Here is a 1,687-nt window from a genome sequence, read left to right on the forward strand (position 1 = left end):
CCGTACCCCCGCTCCTCAATCGCCGGAGGGGCTGGAAATGGAGGGGCTTGGAAGGCCGGAAGGGCTTCGTTGGGGCAATCTGGCTTCATGGCTGCTGCCCCCGCTCCCGGTGAGATTCGGGTCGCCTCGTCCGTCGGGCGGTGGGTCGTGCTGACCACCGTGCTCGGCTCCAGCATGGCCATGCTGGACTCCACCGTCATCAACGTGGCCCTGCCCCGCATCGGCGAGGACCTCGGCACCGACATGGCCGCTCTCCAGTGGACCGTCAACGCCTACATGCTCACGCTCGCCGGGCTGATCCTCCTCGGCGGGGCGCTCGGGGACCGGTACGGGCGGCAGCGGGTGTTCGTCGTCGGGGTGGTGTGGTTCGCGGTGGCCTCCCTGCTCTGCGGGATCGCGCCGAACGCGGGGGTGCTCATCGTCGCCCGGGCCCTGCAAGGGGTCGGTGGCGCGCTGCTCACGCCGGGGTCGCTCGCGCTCATCCAGGCCAGTTTCCATCCGGACGACCGGGCCCGCGCCGTGGGGCTCTGGTCCGGGTTCGGCGGGGTCGGGGCCGCCGTGGGGCCGTTCGTGGGCGGCTGGCTCGTCGACGGGCCCGGCTGGCGGTGGGTGTTCCTGCTCAATCTCCCGCTCGCCGCGATCTGCGTGCCCGTCGCGCTCCGCCACGTACCGGAGTCGCGGGATCCGGCGGCGCACGGGCGGTTCGACGTGCTGGGGGCCGTCCTCGGGGCGCTGGCGCTCGCCGGAGTGACGTACGCGCTGATCGAGGCCCCCGGGCGGGGCGCCTCCCCGGTGGTGATCGGGTCGGCGCTGGGCGGGCTGCTGCTGGGGGCCGCGTTCGTGGCGGTCGAGCGGCGGCGGGCGGACCCCATGCTGCCGCCGGCGATCTTCCGCTCCCGGCTGTTCACCTCGGTCAACCTGGTGACCCTCTGCGTCTACGCGGCCCTCGGCGGCTTCTTCTTCCTCTCCGCGATCCAGCTCCAGGTGGTGGCCGGGTACTCGGCGCTCGGTGCCGGTACCGCGCTGTTGCCCACCACCGTGCTGATGCTGCTCTTCTCCGCCTCGGCAGGTGAGCTGGGGCGGCGGATCGGGCCGCGCATCCCCCTCACCGTGGGGCCGCTGCTGGCCGCCGCCGGGATGCTCCTGATGCTGCGGGTGGGGCGTGGCAGCGCTTCCTTCGGCGGGTACGTGAGTGAGGTCCTGCCCGCCGTCCTGGTGCTCGGAGCCGGGCTCGTCGTGGTCGTCGCCCCGCTCACCGCGACCGTCCTGGCCGCCGTGGACGCCGGGCGGGCCGGGCTGGCCAGTGGCATCAACAACGCCGCCGCCCGGGCCGCCGGGCTCATCGCGGTGGCCGCCCTGCCGCTGCTCGCCGGGATGGGGCCGGAGGCGTACCGGGACGCGGGCGAGTTCGCCTCGACCTTCCGGCGGGCGATGCCGATGTGCGCGGGGCTGCTGGTCGCGGGCGCGGTCCTCGCCTGGTGGACGGTGCGCACCCCGGCCGCCACCGCAGCCGGCCGGGGCGAGCGGCCCGAGTGCGCGGTGCACTGCGGGGTCGTCTCCCCGCCGCTGGAGCCGGAGCGGCGGGAGGGGTGACCCGTGACGCGTGAAACGGGTGAGCGGCCCGGCCCGGGCCGGGCGTGCGCCCACGCCCCGGAGCACGCCCCGACCCCGGCGTGCCGCCCCGCCC

At 75.5% G+C, this 1,687-nt stretch carries 1 protein-coding gene; it reads left to right on the forward strand.

Annotation, left to right across the window (positions count from 1 at the left end; translation table 11 throughout):
• Positions 1–87 precede the first annotated feature (87 nt).
• Positions 88–1,593 carry a DHA2 family efflux MFS transporter permease subunit gene (locus JS521_RS35555; RefSeq protein WP_205086975.1) on the forward strand — a complete coding sequence of 502 codons (1,506 nt, stop codon included), beginning with the start codon at positions 88–90 and terminating at the stop codon, positions 1,591–1,593.
• Positions 1,594–1,687: the final 94 nt, after the last annotated feature.

It is taken from the genome of Streptomyces durocortorensis (assembly GCF_016901035.1).
In the GTDB taxonomy this organism is placed as follows: domain Bacteria; phylum Actinomycetota; class Actinomycetes; order Streptomycetales; family Streptomycetaceae; genus Streptomyces; species Streptomyces durocortorensis.